The organism is Stenotrophomonas sp. YJH_SMC_40 (assembly GCF_059368615.1).
Genome location: NZ_JCAFRX010000001.1, coordinates 512,257 through 526,172, shown reverse-complemented (window position 1 = coordinate 526,172; position 13,916 = coordinate 512,257). Strand labels below are relative to the sequence as shown.

23 protein-coding genes and 1 tRNA gene are annotated in these 13,916 nt (G+C 65.1%); 1 reads left to right on the top strand and 23 read right to left on the bottom strand.

Translation table 11 applies throughout. From position 1 onward, the window contains the following. The 16 genes from AC5P6X_RS02685 to AC5P6X_RS02610 all read right to left on the bottom strand — a co-directional run bounded on the left by AC5P6X_RS02685 (window position 1) and on the right by AC5P6X_RS02610 (window position 8,501). Window positions 1-279, bottom strand: a complete 279-nt coding sequence (locus AC5P6X_RS02685; protein WP_005409202.1) for a hypothetical protein — start codon at window positions 277-279, stop codon at window positions 1-3. After that, the gene (locus AC5P6X_RS02680; RefSeq protein ID WP_495215320.1) at window positions 276-1,829 is read right to left on the bottom strand and encodes a DNA packaging protein; all 1,554 of its coding nucleotides are present in this window, start codon (window positions 1,827-1,829) and stop codon (window positions 276-278) included. Before AC5P6X_RS02680 ends, AC5P6X_RS02685 begins: the two co-directional genes overlap by 4 nt. 3 nt (window positions 1,830-1,832) lie before the next feature. Beyond that, window positions 1,833-2,441, bottom strand: coding sequence for a terminase small subunit (locus AC5P6X_RS02675; protein ID WP_237761887.1), 609 nt, complete (start codon window positions 2,439-2,441; stop codon window positions 1,833-1,835). A gap of 23 nt (window positions 2,442-2,464) precedes the next feature. Next, window positions 2,465-2,929, bottom strand: coding sequence for a hypothetical protein (locus tag AC5P6X_RS02670; RefSeq protein ID WP_060380002.1), 465 nt, complete (start codon window positions 2,927-2,929; stop codon window positions 2,465-2,467). 2 nt (window positions 2,930-2,931) lie between these two features. Next, window positions 2,932-4,005 (bottom strand): hypothetical protein, encoded by a 1,074-nt coding sequence (locus tag AC5P6X_RS02665; RefSeq protein WP_049406959.1) that lies wholly within the window; start codon window positions 4,003-4,005, stop codon window positions 2,932-2,934. Between the two features lie 204 nt (window positions 4,006-4,209). After that, window positions 4,210-4,737 (bottom strand): hypothetical protein, encoded by a 528-nt coding sequence (locus AC5P6X_RS02660; protein ID WP_012479889.1) that lies wholly within the window; start codon window positions 4,735-4,737, stop codon window positions 4,210-4,212. Window positions 4,738-4,741: 4 nt separating this feature from the next. Further along, on the bottom strand, window positions 4,742-5,290 hold the full coding sequence (locus tag AC5P6X_RS02655; RefSeq protein ID WP_099483977.1) for a hypothetical protein: 549 nt from the start codon (window positions 5,288-5,290) through the stop codon (window positions 4,742-4,744). After that, window positions 5,290-5,694: a hypothetical protein gene (locus AC5P6X_RS02650; protein ID WP_262098429.1), complete on the bottom strand. Its 405-nt coding sequence runs from the start codon at window positions 5,692-5,694 to the stop codon at window positions 5,290-5,292. Before AC5P6X_RS02650 ends, AC5P6X_RS02655 begins: the two co-directional genes overlap by 1 nt. Beyond that, a complete protein-coding gene (locus AC5P6X_RS02645) occupies window positions 5,691-5,975 on the bottom strand; it encodes a hypothetical protein (protein ID WP_049406967.1) in 285 nt (94 codons plus the stop codon). Before AC5P6X_RS02645 ends, AC5P6X_RS02650 begins: the two co-directional genes overlap by 4 nt. 29 nt (window positions 5,976-6,004) lie before the next feature. After that, the gene (locus AC5P6X_RS02640; RefSeq protein WP_495215319.1) at window positions 6,005-6,301 is read right to left on the bottom strand and encodes a hypothetical protein; all 297 of its coding nucleotides are present in this window, start codon (window positions 6,299-6,301) and stop codon (window positions 6,005-6,007) included. Window positions 6,302-6,305: 4 nt separating this feature from the next. After that, window positions 6,306-6,635 (bottom strand): hypothetical protein, encoded by a 330-nt coding sequence (locus AC5P6X_RS02635; protein ID WP_154344351.1) that lies wholly within the window; start codon window positions 6,633-6,635, stop codon window positions 6,306-6,308. After that, complete coding sequence (locus tag AC5P6X_RS02630) at window positions 6,632-7,006, bottom strand: hypothetical protein (protein ID WP_164186116.1); 375 nt, start codon at window positions 7,004-7,006, stop codon at window positions 6,632-6,634. The genes AC5P6X_RS02635 and AC5P6X_RS02630 overlap by 4 nt, the downstream gene beginning before the upstream one ends. Then, complete coding sequence (locus AC5P6X_RS02625; protein ID WP_495215318.1) at window positions 7,003-7,545, bottom strand: lysozyme; 543 nt, start codon at window positions 7,543-7,545, stop codon at window positions 7,003-7,005. The genes AC5P6X_RS02630 and AC5P6X_RS02625 overlap by 4 nt, the downstream gene beginning before the upstream one ends. Beyond that, complete coding sequence (locus AC5P6X_RS02620) at window positions 7,538-7,792, bottom strand: hypothetical protein (RefSeq protein ID WP_239498896.1); 255 nt, start codon at window positions 7,790-7,792, stop codon at window positions 7,538-7,540. Before AC5P6X_RS02620 ends, AC5P6X_RS02625 begins: the two co-directional genes overlap by 8 nt. A gap of 132 nt (window positions 7,793-7,924) precedes the next feature. Continuing rightward, window positions 7,925-8,001, bottom strand: a tRNA-Met gene (locus AC5P6X_RS02615). Between the two features lie 173 nt (window positions 8,002-8,174). Beyond that, the gene (locus AC5P6X_RS02610; RefSeq protein WP_099483970.1) at window positions 8,175-8,501 is read right to left on the bottom strand and encodes a hypothetical protein; all 327 of its coding nucleotides are present in this window, start codon (window positions 8,499-8,501) and stop codon (window positions 8,175-8,177) included. Window positions 8,502-8,581: 80 nt separating this feature from the next. Here AC5P6X_RS02610 and AC5P6X_RS02605 point away from each other — a divergent pair, with 80 nt between their 5' ends. Continuing rightward, window positions 8,582-9,079: a hypothetical protein gene (locus tag AC5P6X_RS02605; protein ID WP_143569558.1), complete on the top strand. Its 498-nt coding sequence runs from the start codon at window positions 8,582-8,584 to the stop codon at window positions 9,077-9,079. Between the two features lie 135 nt (window positions 9,080-9,214). Here AC5P6X_RS02605 and AC5P6X_RS02600 read toward each other — a convergent pair whose 3' ends face one another. The 7 genes from AC5P6X_RS02600 to AC5P6X_RS02570 are packed head-to-tail and all read right to left on the bottom strand — an operon-like array spanning window position 9,215 to window position 13,899. Beyond that, the gene (locus tag AC5P6X_RS02600; protein ID WP_495215317.1) at window positions 9,215-10,186 is read right to left on the bottom strand and encodes a hypothetical protein; all 972 of its coding nucleotides are present in this window, start codon (window positions 10,184-10,186) and stop codon (window positions 9,215-9,217) included. After that, on the bottom strand, window positions 10,183-11,010 hold the full coding sequence (locus tag AC5P6X_RS02595) for a hypothetical protein (RefSeq protein ID WP_495215316.1): 828 nt from the start codon (window positions 11,008-11,010) through the stop codon (window positions 10,183-10,185). Before AC5P6X_RS02595 ends, AC5P6X_RS02600 begins: the two co-directional genes overlap by 4 nt. Continuing rightward, window positions 11,007-11,288, bottom strand: a complete 282-nt coding sequence (locus tag AC5P6X_RS02590) for a hypothetical protein (RefSeq protein ID WP_495215315.1) — start codon at window positions 11,286-11,288, stop codon at window positions 11,007-11,009. The genes AC5P6X_RS02595 and AC5P6X_RS02590 overlap by 4 nt, the downstream gene beginning before the upstream one ends. A 53-nt stretch (window positions 11,289-11,341) precedes the next feature. Next, on the bottom strand, window positions 11,342-11,773 hold the full coding sequence (locus tag AC5P6X_RS02585; protein WP_495215314.1) for a DUF1064 domain-containing protein: 432 nt from the start codon (window positions 11,771-11,773) through the stop codon (window positions 11,342-11,344). Next, on the bottom strand, window positions 11,770-12,309 hold the full coding sequence (locus AC5P6X_RS02580) for a hypothetical protein (protein ID WP_495215313.1): 540 nt from the start codon (window positions 12,307-12,309) through the stop codon (window positions 11,770-11,772). The genes AC5P6X_RS02585 and AC5P6X_RS02580 overlap by 4 nt, the downstream gene beginning before the upstream one ends. Then, the gene (locus AC5P6X_RS02575; RefSeq protein WP_060379989.1) at window positions 12,306-12,860 is read right to left on the bottom strand and encodes a hypothetical protein; all 555 of its coding nucleotides are present in this window, start codon (window positions 12,858-12,860) and stop codon (window positions 12,306-12,308) included. Before AC5P6X_RS02575 ends, AC5P6X_RS02580 begins: the two co-directional genes overlap by 4 nt. Beyond that, on the bottom strand, window positions 12,853-13,899 hold the full coding sequence (locus AC5P6X_RS02570) for a helix-turn-helix domain-containing protein (protein WP_495215312.1): 1,047 nt from the start codon (window positions 13,897-13,899) through the stop codon (window positions 12,853-12,855). Before AC5P6X_RS02570 ends, AC5P6X_RS02575 begins: the two co-directional genes overlap by 8 nt. Window positions 13,900-13,916 lie beyond the last annotated feature (17 nt).

Below are 13,916 nucleotides of genomic sequence, written 5' to 3'. Positions count from 1 at the left end.
TCAGTTCGCCTTCCTGGTGAGATCCGACTCGATCCGTGCGGCGATCGCCGGATGGGTCACGGCAATGTCCTGGGCGATGCGCTGCAGGACGGTCCTGGCGGTGAGCTCGCTCAGCTCGTGGCTGCCACGGTAGTCGACCATGGTGTCGCCCTCCGGCGATCGCAACATGAAAGCAACGCTTACCAGTTGCCCTTCATCTGCTGCGGCCACCAGCATCGACAGCAGGTCGACCAGTTCGACCGAGGTAGGCGTGTTCCGCTCGCGCGGGGAAACGTTCATGCAGTTCTCCAGTTGTCGTTGGCCATGCCGCGCGACTCGCCGACACGGCGGCCGCTGCTGCTGACATAGCCCTGGGCCGCCTGCCGGAACGCGTCGGCAGGATTACTGGCCCAGTTGTGGAATGGGAGGTCGGAATACGTTTCGGTCTTCTCGTTCCAGACCTTGGTGTAGCGCCGCAGGGCTTCCAGCCCTCCGCGGCCCTCGCCTGCCTTGGGTGGGCCGCACCGGACCCTGTCGAACCGGCAGCGCGGCAGCATGTTGCGCACCATGTCGATGCCCTCGGTGATGTCGTTGATCCTGGGCACCACGACAACCGGCTTGACCCCCAGCTTGGCGGCGACCTGCACGCGGTTCTCGTTGGCCGACCAGTCCTCGTTGGCACCGTCGTGCGGCCAGTAATGCTTGCCGTACAGGTAGCCCCGCTCCTTCAGCACCTTGGCGTAGTGCGCAACGCCGAAGCCAGAGTTCTCGTAGAAGTCGACGAAATCCAGCCAGGGGCCGTTCTCCTGCATGAACCAGATGCTCGTCGCATCGCTGCGCCCGATGTCCCAGAAGGTGTGAATGGGCACCTGCGGGTTGATCGGAAGATCGGTGATCCGCCCGCTGCTGTCGGCGGCGGCCATTTCCTTGCCGTAGTGCGCACCCTCGGTGCTCGCCTGGAAGGCCTCCTCCGGCGTGCTGGGGTGCTCCCGCTTCATCTTGTCGCGCTGCTCGGCCGCCTTCTTGACGTACCAGGCCTTCTGCTCGGGCCGCAGCGTGTAGTTCATCTCCGCCTCGACCTTGGCGAAGTAGGCCTCGTCCTCGGCGGTGAGCGTGACTCCGTCCGGATCGAGCTCGTTGATGGGATCCCGGAACCACGGATAGAAGTGGAAGCGGTAGTCCATCGCCGTCAGCTTGGCCGTGCCGGCGCGGATCTGCCGGTCCAGCTCAATCGCCGTCTGGCAACGCTCGTAGAAGTCGCCGGCGGCGCCATAGGCGGTCGATTCGATCACCACGATGTTGCCGGAGGCGATCGCGTTCAGTGCGCCCGAAGCCACCTCCCCGGCCCGCTCCGGGTACATGGCGCACATCGGCCCGTACTCGGAGATATGCAGAAAGGTCAGCGTGCCGCCGCGGTGTGACACCGACACTTCGATGCTTGAGCCGTTGGCCAGCTCCAGCACGCCGTCGCGCATGTCCCGACGGACTGCCGGCCGGATCTTCTTCAACCAGTCCGGCAGGTTGTCGTAGGCATACAGCACCTTGCTGCGGAAGAACTTCGCGGCATCGCCTGCGGTATGGGCGACTACACCGGCCTTGGTGTTCTTCTTGAACAGCGCCATGTCCAGGGCGCGGATACAGGCCCAGGTCGTGATGCCGTGCTGGCGCGACTTCAGCGCCAGATTCAACGTGTGCAGGTTGTCATCGAGGTCGGCCTGCACCTCATTCAGCTTGAACTGCACCCGCCGACCGAACTTGTCGGTGATGTAGTACAGGTTGTTCAGCCGCCACCACCGATCCCCCAGCTTCTCAATGATCCTGCTGGCGTCCTGGTCGCTCAGTTCTTCCACGGCCTACTTGCTCCGTGACGCCGACGGCCCGGGGCCCGTATCGGATCCGTCGATCAGATCCATCACATCGCCCAGGATCCGGGTCTGGGTTTCGATCGGGCCGCCATCCTTGCCGGTGTGCTCGACCTTCTTGGCGAACATCCCGAAGTGCGTGCCGAGGGTCTTCACCGCATCCAGACGGCTGACCAGCTTGATCTTCTTGGTCAGGCCGACCGCCCGGCGTTCGTCGCCACGCCCCTCCCACTCCTCGAACACCTCAACGCCCTGGACGAGGCTGGCCTCTTCGACCGTGAGCTCACTCATCGGCTTGAGGTTGCCGTGCTGGTCGAACAGGGTCCGGATGTCGCCCAACGCCATGAAAGCCAGCCGGGCCAAAACCGCTTCCTGATCGACGCGCTGAGACAGCAGCAGCTCTTCCTTCCGGCCGGCCAAGTAGGCCTGCACCTTGACGTTGGCCAGCAGCCTCGCGGCAGCGGCGCTGGCCGCGGCGCCGGTGGCCTTGTAACCGGCGCGCATGTAGGCGGCGGTGCCATTGAAGTCAACCAGGTACTCGTCCGCGAACCGCCGTTGCTGGTCCTGCAGGCCCGTCGCCGGGTCGATCTTTCCGGCCACTGGCTGGGTTCCTCTCAGATTGATCAAAGTTGAGCAGTGGGGCCGTCACCAGCCTCCAGCGGGAGCTCTACACTCGCCGGCCATGGGAACGCCTCAGGCTGCGGGAGGAGCGGACGCACCTGCTCCCAGGTCTCGATGCCGGCAGGCGGATTCAACACTAGGGTCTCAAGGGCCTGATTTACTGCATCGCGCCAGGCTACCAGTGCACGGGCCTCCAGACGGTACCGCTCAACACCGCTGTTGAAGTAGCCCACACACGTCTCGATGCTGTCGTACTGCCGGGCGTTTACCTCGGCATTCATCCATGCCCAGGCGGCCGCTCGAATTGCGCGGTAGTGCTCTGGTGAGTGAAGGGTGTATGCGGCCGGAAGCGGGAGTGGTGCATGCGATTCCAGCCATTTGGAGGGCCACATCCAATGCCCGCGGGGAATGAACGCGCCGGTTTCGATGCAGAGGAGTACGTCCGGGTTCTCCGTGAGCCGGTACATAGCTATATCTCCGCGTCGGCAGTGAAGTGATACCAGCCGCCGTAGCGTCCGGCGGAATTGGACCACTGCAGCTCGAACGAAGAAACACCTTGATTGGCCACAGTAACAGTACGCGCGCTGCCGTCGTCTTGGGCAACGCTCCCGGGCACCCCGCCTGGAGCCGTATAGACAGTAATACTTGGAGTCACTCGCTTCTGCACAAGGAAACCCTGTGTGCAAAAGAGGAAGCCTCCGGCAGCAGGCTGCACCGCGAAAGCACGTCTACCTTGGTTATCAATCGTGCCGGGACTGACCTCCGGCATGTAGCTTTTCTCGTAGTAGCGCTGGCAGAGCATCAGTTCCAAAGCCAGAGGTCGGCGTTCGAAGCTGGTGGCAGTGGCGCCCCTCTCAAGCTGGACCTGCGTGAACTCAAAAAGTCCGGTTTGGCCCACCAGTTGGTTGCCGTAGCCGCTGGCTGCGGCAAAGTCAAAGATGATCTGCAAGCAATCATTTACCGCTGAGGCACCTACGGTCTTGCCCGCCAGAGAAGGTACATCAAAGGTTGCGGTGTACTTCTGGAATGCGGTGGTTAGAGTGAAAACCGGGCCTTCGATGAAGATCGCTGGCGACGCGCCGCTACCGCCGCCAAAGTCCTGAACAAGGCGGACACCGACCTTCTTTCCTGCGACAGCGGAGCGCATCCAGAAAGAAAGTGTGGCCTTGCCGCCGGCGTAGGACCACACGTTCTCGATTTTCTGGCGGACCCAAGCCGAGTTGGTGCCTGCCGCGACGTTCACACCCTGGAAGAAGCGAGGCGGATGCGGTACCGGTAGCGCGTCGCCAATAGCGAACGTCCCTACACCCCAATTTGAGGTACCGGTACCGAGAGAGGCAAAGAGCCACCGGTCCAACGTGAAGCTCTCCCCGTCTGGCCGCGTCCCTGCTGAACCACGCTGGAAGAAGTCCATGTTTCCGTTGATCAGAAGGTTCCGACCGATGTAGCCCTCGATCAGGTTGCCGTCGATCGTATCGCCGATGGCAAGCTCGACGATACGCGCAGCGAGCTGGTCAAGAATGAGGGGTGGGCGAATGGTCATTACGCAGTCGCCTGCACGTCGAACGTGCCTCCGGCCCGGAGCCCGATCGTGAGCGTGAACGTGGTCGAGAGCGGCAAGGAGACAATGCCGCCGCTGCGCAGACCAACGGGCAGATAGAGCGGAACACCTATCAGGATGTCGCCGGCCGGAAGCTCCCTGGTGCGATTGCTCGCGTCCAGGACAAGCGGACGTCGTGCTGCCATATCAGGCTCGGACCACCGGATTGCCGATCTCGGCGTTGATTTCCCCCACGGCGGTGGCCACTCCCACGATCTGCAGAATGTGGCCGGCCGTGGCGGTGCCTGACGCCAGCGGCACGACACCTCCCGGGGAGGTATGGCTCAGCACGTACGTCGCCCCCGGGGCAAGGCCCGAAAGCGAGCTGTTCGGCCCCTCGAAGTACACAGTGGCGTCGCCGCCGATAGAACCGACCCCGGCGCGCACGAAACCATGGGCCCGCTTGCCTGCGTTGGCGGCACTGGCATCAGCCTTGCGCACCTTGGCCGTGCCGGCGTCATCCCAGATGTTCACGTAGTCGCCAGCCGCGAGCACCTCGCTGGCCGGATAGATCTTGGTGTCCGCGCCAATGCCGGCCGGCAGCAGCGAGTCGTCGAAGCGGCCATCAGGGCCGAGTGCCGCGATCTTGCCGGCATCCGGGGCGCCGGCTGACGCGGTGACGCCTTCGACCTCGGTGGTGATGTTGTTCTTGAGCTGCAGGGTCTTGTCGGCCATGGGTTCAGATCCGCGCAATAGGTGAGTCGAAGTCGATCATCAGGGTGGTGGCGTTCAGCGCCCGGCCGACGCACAGCAGCCACCCGGCTGTGCCTGGGGCCTGGGTCAGCGCGCCGTCGGCGCCGCACCACACCGCGCCGTCGCGCCAGGTCCAGCTGGCTTCCTCGATCGTGCCGGCCAGGCGCACAGCGACCTCGCCTGTGATGGCCGACTGCAGGGCGATGCCGATGCAGGCCTGCGCGTGTTCCAGCACCGCCGTGTCCGGGTGATAGGCCTTGCCACTGTCCAGGCGTACGACGCGATGACCATGGATCGGCTCACCGACCGGGTACGTCGCTTCTGGCGAGGTGCCGTCGCGGCCGGCCGGACCTGTTGGGCCCTGCGCACCGCGCGCTGCAACCTCAACCGACCGCGTGTCTGCCTGGATTGCCTCGACCCTGGTCGGTCGGGCCGTAGCGACGATAGGTGTGCGGGGATCTCGGATGGCAACGGCGCCGCGGCGCTCAACCACGATCACGCGTGCTGCTCCCTCGCTGGCCCGGATCACAGGCATCAGCGTGTTGTCTCGCCCTGGACAGTGACCTTGCCGGCCACCAGCGGGATCACGTACTCCGGATCTGCGCCAGCCGGCTTGAACAGCTCCAGGCTGTAGCAGTGCTTCACCTTGCGCGCGTTCGCTGGGTTCAGCACCTCGGTGGCCACCGCTGGCACGGTGATCGAGACCACCCCGTTCAACGGGTCGGCGATGACCAGCGAAGCGGCCGCGGTACTGAGCTCCATGACCAGGGTGTCAGCCTCGGTCAGCCCGAACTGGCCCGCCAGCGTCCGCACCTGCATCCGTGCCTGGTAGCCGGTCAGGTCGAACGGGCTCCCATCCGGGTTGGTGTAGGTGAAGTCGTCCTCCCACGTCGCGCCACGCACGACCGTGAGGCTGAAGCTGGCGGGCGTCCGGCTCACAGGGTCAGCTGAGCGTTCAGGTCGTTGATGATGTCCAGGGTGGCCGCCGCTGCGTCCCGCCGCTGGAAGAGGTCTTCGAGCAACGGCGAGGCACCGAGTGCACGGCCCGTGGACGGTGCGGCATCCGGTTTGCTTGCGACCAGCACCGGTGCGAGGCGACGTGCCAGCTGCTCGACGGCGATATGCAGCTCCTGCTGAGTTCGCGCCAGGTCCTTCACGGCGGATTCGATCGGGGTCTGCGGGTCCGCCAGTGGACTTGTACCGGCTTGCTGGTTCGACATGTTGCTCTCCTATGGCGCCGGGATGGCGCTCAAAGCTGGATTACGTTCGTGGCGTCGAGCCGGCGCAGGCACTGTTCGCAGGCCTTCCGTCGCACGTCGCAGGTGCGGAGCTTCTCCGCCAGCTGGCCGACCACGTCTCCACCGATGTTGTCCCAGGCGTCTGCAGCGGCTGGATCTGCAGTCACACGTACGCCGGTGTCTTCGCCGGCATCGACGCACGGGCGAAAGCACATCGCGTCACACTGCGCAGGCACACGCTGCAAGTGCTTCGTGCAGCCGGCCAGCAGCATCAGTGCCGCGATCGCGAGGGCGTGGCTCAGACGCATGGCCTCAGCGCTGCGGCCAGTGCCAGCGGCCGGGATGGCTGCCAGATTCTTCGCTGGCCTCGTCGCGGCTGGTGACCCACAGCACGTCGTTGCCGTCCAGGAACACCTGGGCGTTGACCTGGCCGTTCGGCTGTACCGCAACGACCATGGCGGGCAGCACGTCACCGGCGGCGACCTTGTTGCCGATGTGTGCCTGGGCCCCCACCGGCCAGGTGCTGTCGAGCAGCCGCTCCTGGATGGACGGACCGTCGGTCCGGCGCGCATTGATGCGGAGCGCGTCGGTGTCGCTCAGGGTGTAGTGGACGATTCGTCCGATCGAGGCCTTCTGGGTCACTTCGCGGTCCTGCTGGTCGGCCCGAGGGCCTGGTTGATGGCGTCGACCCGGGCCTGACCCGGGGCGCAGTTGGCTGGCAGCGGCTGCGCTGCAGCTGCTGCTCGGTAGATGGTCTTGATCCGCTCGCCGCGCGCGGCGATAGCCTCCAGGCGCTGCAGCAGCTGGCCACTGTCGGACTGGGCCTGGCGCGCGATTCCGGCCGTCACCTCGAGCGTGTCTTCGAGGGTGGCGGCCCGCGCTGCAGCTGCAGCCTCACGGCGATCGCCGTACTGCCTGACGTTGAGCCAGAGCGACACGCTCAGCAGGCCGGCCAGAATGGCTACCCACTTCCACGCTGCCCACCAGGCAGAGACGGCCGACGCGGTGATCACTTCAGGCCGCCTTGGCAGGTGGCCATTTCCCACTGCCGACGATCGATGATGCCGCCGCACTTCGAACGCCACTGCGGCAGCGCGCAGTCACGCTTGGCACCAGCGATCGTGACGTAGCGCCACTTCCACATCTCTGTGCATGCAGCCTGGCGCTCGCCGGCGTTGAGCCGCTTCGCCGCGGTGCTGGCACAGAATGCCGGGGTGCCGATGTTGTAGGCGAAGTGGCCCCAGGCCTTGATCTCGTGGAACTCGAACTCGCCACGGACGCACTGCCCCATATGGCCCAGCATGGTGCGCACGTAGGCCGTCTCCAGCTTCGTGCACTCTTCGTCGGTGTAGCGCTTTCCCTTCACCACCGCCGAGCCGGTGATGCCGGCGCAGACGGTCAGGATGCCGGCCGAGTCGTAGTACGCCGTGTACCGGCGTCCCTCGTGGGCCGAATCGTTCGTGCCCAAGGCGGCAACCAGTGCGGCGATCAGCGCCAGCGGTGCAGCGGTGAAGCCGACGCGCTGCTTGGTGCTGAGCTTGCTGTCAGCCACGGCGGCGGATCCGCGCCCAGAAGCGCTTGGCGTTGCCCATGCGCGCGGTCCACCAGGCTGACCAGTCACCCCAATTCTTCATCATCAACGTGAGGGTCTGGACGACAGTGAAGATGATCGTGCCGATCAGGGCCCAGTCGCTCAGGGTGTACCCCGGCGAGTACGTCGCAGCGGTGACGCTGACAGTCGCTCCGATCTTCGAACCTGCGACCGCCAGGTCCGTTGTGATCTGCTCTTTGATGCTCACCGCGGTTCCCCCAATGAAAGGAGGCCGGCATGGCCCACCACTACCGCGGTTGCAAGGTCGCGCGGACACCAGCGGCGCGTCTCACGACGGCCTATGTGCTGGCTTGAGTGGTGGCCATGACTACCGGCCGTTTGGTAGCGGGAGGTGGATTCGAACCACCGACCTCGTGGTTATGAGCCACGCGAGCTGCCGGACTGCTCTACCCCGCAAACAAGAAGGCCGCTGATCGACCAGCGGACTCCCACGTCCTGGTCAACCAACGGCCTTTGAATTGAGGCGCCCATAAGAACGCCCACTGTAGGAATTCAAACCTACTTTCGGTTCCCGAGGCAACTGCGGTTCCTCATGAGGAAGAAATCCTCCTCATGAGGAACAACTGAGGTCAGATATATGAACAAATCCAAACAGCTTTGTTCCCGGGCGCCTTGCAGTACGTGTCCAACCACAGCCCGAGCATCGCCATCGCGCTGAGCACAATGATGATGAAAGAGACCATTGTTCCCCATGGCAGCCCCCGGGGTCTTTCTGCCTCAAACACGTCAAGAAAGCCGTCCACGAGGACGGCAATGGCAAACCCAATCATCACGATGGAGTACAAGGTCGCGCCGCTGTTCCCAGAGAAGCGGTCGCATAGGTACGCGCTAACGGCAGCAATGGCCCACGAAATGGCAAGCCGGTTTGCTGTGATCAAAACCCATTCGGTCTTCATGAATCCCCCTATTGACCGTTTTGGCCCTAACAAACCTTAACAAATGTGATAATCCCGGCCAATACAGGGAGGGCGTCGCAATGGTTGAGACCGTACTCGGAATGACGGATCTTCAAATCAAACTGGTCACTGCAGCAGGCCAGCTGGCTTTGACCGCGATGGTTGCGTATGTCGCATGGCAGCAGTGGCGCACGGCGCGCAACAAGCTGAAAGCAGATCTCTTTGATCGCAGATTTGCCGCTTTCGAAGAGCTAAGGCGCACGGTATCAACGTTCAGGAATCTCCAGCATATGCCAGAAGCAGACGCCATCCTCGCTCTGGCACCCACATTTCAATACCTTTTCGGAACCCCAGTTAGCCAAGATGTGTTGCAGCTGGGTGGAAGCGCAATGCTCATCGCGCGGATCCGGCGCGACCTCGCTTTGCCGCCGGACCTGATCGGCCGCGAAGTGAGTCCTGAACAGAGGGACGATTGGGAAGTTGCGGAGTCAGAGATTTCGGAGGCGTTTGAACGCTTCAACGCTCGCTATCTAGCAGTGGTTGCAGGGACAAGGGTAGCCCTCCGCCTCGAGCACTGAGGCGCCCGATAGGCAGACTATCGATGCGCTGAACACGCATGCGGATAGACCGGCGCCGCGGTGCAGCGGCGGCGTGGATGGACAGCCTGCTAGCGGAAACGGTCCCTTGGAGCAAGACGAATAGGGAAGCCGGTATCAAGCCCGGCCCGCCGCATCGCGCTCTTCCGCCTGATCATGCGCGGGCTGCCCGAACCACAGGGCTTTGCGGAATCCCTTCCTGCCGCCATGAAGCGCTTCCTGCAGGACAGCGCTGGCGCACTTGTGGACCTTGATGTAGTTGCCCTTGCGCATCTTGGCGGACTTGGCCAGGCCGGCGAACGGCTGACGCCGCTCTGGCCACACCAGTTCGTGGGCTGCGTCGTAGATCACCAGGCGCAGGCGCCAACGATCTGCCGGTTTGCCGAGATCCAGCGGCCGCGGCCGCATTGCTCGCACGTCCTTGGCCACCTGACGATAGGCAGCGAGGGAGAGCCGTGCGATCGCGGCCGGGCCCATCCTCGTCGCTACGGCGAGCGCGGTGTGCTTCTCTAGCGGATTGCGCATGTAACCGACTGCGCCGGCGATGTCGCTGCTGCCCAGCGGCGCCAAGGTGCCGCGCCCTTCAACGGGCATGCGGTAGCTCCCGCCGACCAGCAGCCGCGACAGCAGCTCCAAGACGTCGCCCTTGCCCTCGTCGTCGAATCCATTCGGGGCTGCGCCCCGGCGCCGCTGGCCTGCACTGTCGTCCGCCGCCGATGGAAGAACGGGCGCACGGCGGCACCAGGCATCCAGCGCCGCCGCCAGAGCGCCAGCGGGATCCGGACCAACGAACACTGCTGAGGATGCCCTGCAGCTGCAGCACTGAATCTGTGCACCGCGGGGGAACAGGCCCGCCGCGGCGGTGCCGCACCGGCCGCACTGGAAAGGTGCTGCGCTATCAAATACGCCGGTTCGCGGACCGCACCGCTGGCACTGGAACTGCACAGGCTGTGACTCGCGGGCGGGCCAGCACACCCTGGCCCTGCCATTGCAGTTGGCGCAGGAGGGGATCCTCTTCTTTTCGAGGAAAGCCACCTCGAGCTCGCGCGCGGCTGCGAGCGCGTTGGTACCGACTGCAGTTTCGTTCATGACGTCTGTTCCTGGATCTTCTTTGCAGCAACTGCAGCGCGCGCCTCGCGCGCCTGGGCCAGCACCTGGGCATAGGCCTCGGGGTGCTGGTCCTCGAAAGCAGGGAGGGTTCCGCGGGCCCATTTCCCGCCGCCCAGTTGCTTCAGCCATCCATCGGTTGCACAGAAGCGGCGCGGATCCACGCCATGGGCCCGGACATCCTTCGCCGTCGTGAATCCATCGAGCTCGAGATCGGCCAGCACCTTCAGCGCGCCCACCTTCCAGGGCGTCAACTGCAGCGGCGCCGGAACGCCTGCGGCCACCTTCGGCACAAACTCAGGCAATTCACAGCGTTTGGTGGGGTTCCAGTCGAACCATGCTGTGGGTCCCCACTCGCGGAGATCGCCGGATGCACGGTCCCATGGGGCGGCCTGGTGCAGGCCATGCCGCTGAACCTCGCGCTGAATCTGCTGCCCGGGGTCCGTCTTCCACCGGGCGGTGCAGCTGTCCGGGACCAGGACCTGTACGCCCAGCGCATCGAGCATGCGCGCAATGCCGTAGTTGGCTGCCGTCGTGCAGGGCACCAGCACAGCCCTGAAGTCCGGGCCCCGCTGGTCGCTGTTGCTCCAGTGCGCCGGCAGGATCTGATCGGCCACCTTGGCATTGAGCTGCAGTTTCGCCTCGATGCCGAGCTGGTGCCCAGTCGCCTTCCACACAGCCAGGATGTCGAAGCCGGCCGTCTCGGGGTAGATCTCCCAGCCGTCCGTCGCGGTCAGGCAGTCGATCAGGCACGTGCACAGCGCGGCCTCTGTCGGGAACCGCGCCTTGAGCTCTGCAGGTTTCATTGACCCTTCCTCGCGAATGCCTTGGCCATGCCGTCGTACTTGACGACGTCGGCGACCAGTTGAGAGTCCTGAGCGGAACGAGCAGCGCGCTCAGCCTCGCAGGCTGGGACTGGCAGCGCACGGAGCTCCGCGAGGCGGGCACGTGCCTGGTTGACCTTGTCCTGGGCCCAGAGCGCCTTTGTCGCGAACGGCCGCTCCTTCCCCGGCCGATCAACTTTGGGCGGTCCGCCAACCGAACACCGGCGCTCGATCTCCCGCAGCAGGTCGGTGGTGGCCACCGCGCTGAGGTCGACCCGAGTGCCCGCTGCGCTGCCACTCGATCTCCAGCCGCTCATGCCAGCAGCACCTTGATCGGATAGTGGTGCTCCACTTCGCGCTTCTTGATACGGAATTCCTTCGTCTCCCGCCCCTTCACGTCCACGAAGTCGACACTGCCGTCGCGCAGAAACACCAGGAAGTCCAGGACGTACCTGGTGCCGCCTGGCAGGTGCATCGGTACCTGGCGCAGCCAGAAGTGCACCTCGCCCGCCTGCTGCCGTAGCTTCAGCTGCTCGTAGTAGCGCGCCTCGCGTTTGGAGTCGAAGCGGATCCCATCCACGGTGGTGATCACATTGCCGTACTTCGGCCGCTTCTCCACCGGTGCGCGCTGTTGGTGCTCAACGGGCCCGCGATGGGGGCCAGCTTGGCCAGCCTTGTGCACCAGCTGCTGCATGCCCTGCGGCATGTCCTCGATGCGGTTGTAGCGAAGGCCCCGGTTACTCATTGGCCACTGTCCTGCGGCAGACCCAGCAACCGTGCGGCGCGCGCCTCGAACGCCTCCATCTGGCTTCGAACCCTGAGCTCGAATGCCGCATGTTCCTTGGTCACATCCGCCAGCAGCGCGGCGCACTCTGCCTGCAGGAATGCCAGGCGCTGATCAATAGTGATCTGGCGGAGCTGGGTGCCCTGCCCCGCCATCGGTGACGCAACAGCCAACGCGGCCGCGCTCCTGCCCGGGGCCGACGGCTGCACCACTCGTGCTTGGCCAGCAGCGGCCGACCAGGTCGGCTCGGCACGACCGTAGCGTCGATTGGCCTTGTCCTCGCCCTGGATGACCAGCTGCTCGCCGAGCATGCCGCGGAGGATGCCGGCGACCGCGGCGGGAGTGATGGCAGCGCATTCCCTGGGGTGACCCAGGGCCAGCGCCAGTGTGGTCATGCCCTCGTGCACTTCGGAGGCCGTCATCGGCTCGCTGGCCTGCTGCAGGGCATACAGCACCTGCGACCGGTGGTAGCTGCGCAGTTGCTCCTGGTCGATCATCGATCCAGCCCTGCCGCTGCCATCTTCCCCGTCGTCGGCGCGTGGTCGTCGTTGCCGGGCTCTGCAGATCCGTTGCCGAAGATCTCCGCGATCTCGCGCTCGGCACGGCGGAGGGCTTCAGGGCTGGCCGGTACCGGCGTGGTCACAGCGGCTTGGCCGAGCACCGCCACCGGCTCTTCCGGCAGCTTCCCGCCGCGCATCACGTATTCGCGCGCCTGGTCGTAAGCTTCGCGCAACAGGCGATCGCTCTTGTCGGCGCTCGACGTGCGGTAGCGATGGCCGTCCAGGTACTGCCACACCAGGCGCGTGAAGCCATCCTGGCGGCCGGTGTCGTTGCGGACAGCCGCAAAGCTCGGCACGCCGAGGCAGCGCAGACGGAATTCCGGCAGGGTCGGTGGCCACGGGTCAGCCGAGGCGATGCTCGAGCCCAGCCCCGCAGCCAGCTGCTCACCGGTGAGCCCGGCAAGCCCCTTCGCCCACGTCGCGGCGGCGCCGCCGCTGGGATCCTCGCCGTAGGCGCTGGTCCAGCGGTAGCCGTAGATCTCAGCCATGCGCACCCACAGCGTTCGCGTAGCCCGGGCCGTCAAGGGCGCCTGCTGCGCCGGCGGCGGCGTCTGCCTCTGCAGCGGCGTCACGGAGCTCGTCCTCTTCTGCTCGACGTCGGACGCGTTCGGCAGCAGAGCCTGAATTGTTGGCATGGTCGGTCCCCTCGGGTTTCGGTGTTACGGGCAGTGCCAGGCCTGCAGCCATCGTCTGGCGCAGGGAGCGGTTGAGGTCGTGGCCGTCGGCGGTGAGCTGGCGGAATCGCGGCTGCAGCTCCAGCCAGCTGCTGATCGTCATCGGCTTTCCCAGCACACGGCGGTGCCGCACGAACCTGGCCAGGACTTGCGGGTCCAGACCCGCCGGCAAACGGGGAATGCCCATCAGCTCGCGATTGACCTCGTCGATGCTGAGCTGCGGCATCACCGCTTCGCAGTCGCGCGCCTGCGCGTTTGACGATTCAATGACCTTTACTGACCTTTCATGACCTTTAGGGTCCGTCTCGCGGACCGGTTGAGTACGCGAGACGGACCGGTCAGGTCCGCCAGACGTACCGGTCGAGTCCGCGAGACGCACCGGTCGTTCTTGCGTACCGGTATCTCCCGCGTACCGGTCGGCGCCTTCAGTCTCTTCCGACCCGTCCGTGACGCGTACCGGTTCGGCCTCCGTACCGGTACGCGTGGCGGACCGGTCAGGACCCTCGTTGCTCTCGGACAGGTCCGTCTGGCGAACCGGTTTGGATGCACGTCGCGGCTTCGACGCGAATGCGTTCTTGTCCAGACGGCCAAGGTTGAGGCTGTACCGGTTGCTGTACTTCGTCCCGCCGGCGTCGCTGCCACCACGTCGAATGGTCAGCACCTGGTTGTCCTCCAGCCACGCGATCGCGCTGAGCAGCGCTGTCTTGCTCAGGCAGGTCTTCTCGATCAACGTGGTGAAGCCCGGGAAGGCCATGCCGAAGTCGTCTGCGTGCCACGCGATCGCCATCAGCACCGCCTTAGCGGGCGGCGGCATCTGCAGTGGCCAGCAGAGCTTCGTGATTTCGTTGCTCATTACGCAGGCCTATCCCG